Annotated in this window: 1 protein-coding gene; it reads left to right on the top strand. The window is 61.2% G+C overall.

All coding sequences use genetic code 11. The features are described 5' to 3' along the window. Positions 1–251: 251 nt before the first annotated feature. Positions 252–1,054, top strand: an 803-nt coding sequence (locus EOA79_RS32215; protein ID WP_164894080.1) for a glycosyltransferase family A protein, incomplete at its 3' end; no start/stop codon positions are given.

The raw sequence follows: 1,054 nt of genomic DNA, 5'->3' as shown, positions 1-1,054 counted from the left end.
GTGCATGTTTTGCACCCCCTGTGAACAGTAGCTTACGCTAATCCAGTCACACCCGACAGCCCCTTCGGTAAGCGCGAGTGCCTCGGATGTGACGCGAAAACACCGCCCCGGCGCACGGGCCTAATTCTAAACCGTCGGGCATGAGCGCTCTCCATTCAAGCCTGTTTTCAAGTCTTGTTTGCCTGCAGGAAATCGCGGGCTATGGTTTGGGACTTTTGTTCTACGTTCGAAGCAGGCGCGGGTAAGACGGCGTGGCGCATAATCCTCTGGTTTCAATCGTGGTTCCTGCGCACAACGCCGAGGCAACGCTGGCGCGCGCACTCGATTGCCTTCTCGATCAGGATATAGCGGATTGGGAGGCGATCATCGTCGATGACTCCTCCACGGATCGCACCCCCGCGATCATCGCCGGTTATGTTGAGCGCGATGCCCGATTTCGCACATTGAGCTCTTGCGCGCGCAGCGCCGCCGGCGCGCGCAACAGCGGGATTTCGACAGCGCGCGGCCAATGGCTCATGTTTCTGGATGCGGACGATTGGGTGGATGCCAGCTTCCTTGCGAAAATGCTGGCCGCTCTGAAAACCGCTCCCGATGCGGTGGCCGCCTATTGCGGTTCTCGGCGCGTGATGCCCGACGGCGAGTTGACCCCGTCGAGCATCTCAACAGAGGTTGGGATCGAGCCCTTCGAAACTTTCGCGCGCCGGTGCGCCATCCGCACTCACGCGCTGCTGGTCGATCGGAAGACAATTGTCGAGTTGGGCGGTTTCGATGTGTCGCTGCGCACCTGCGAGGACTGGGACCTGTGGCAGCGCCTCGCACGTCTGGGCAAACGTTGGGTGATGGTCGACGAGCCTCTCGCTTTCCATCGGGTCAGCCCCAACTCGCTCTCCCGCAATTCGACGCAGATGTTGGCAGATGCGGCAATCGTGATCGTCCGCGGCTTTTCTCCTGATCCCAGGGTCGAACACCCGGCATCGGTTCACGCCAATGGAGCGATCGACGCGAACGGCTGCTCCGCTGCCGAAGCACTCGCGTGGTTCGCGCTGTGGAACGC

Source organism: Mesorhizobium sp. M1A.F.Ca.IN.020.03.2.1 (assembly GCF_004023205.1).
Classification (GTDB): domain Bacteria; phylum Pseudomonadota; class Alphaproteobacteria; order Rhizobiales; family Rhizobiaceae; genus Mesorhizobium.
Note: the sequence above shows the minus strand (reverse complement) of the source record. Positions and strands in the feature narration are given on the sequence as shown.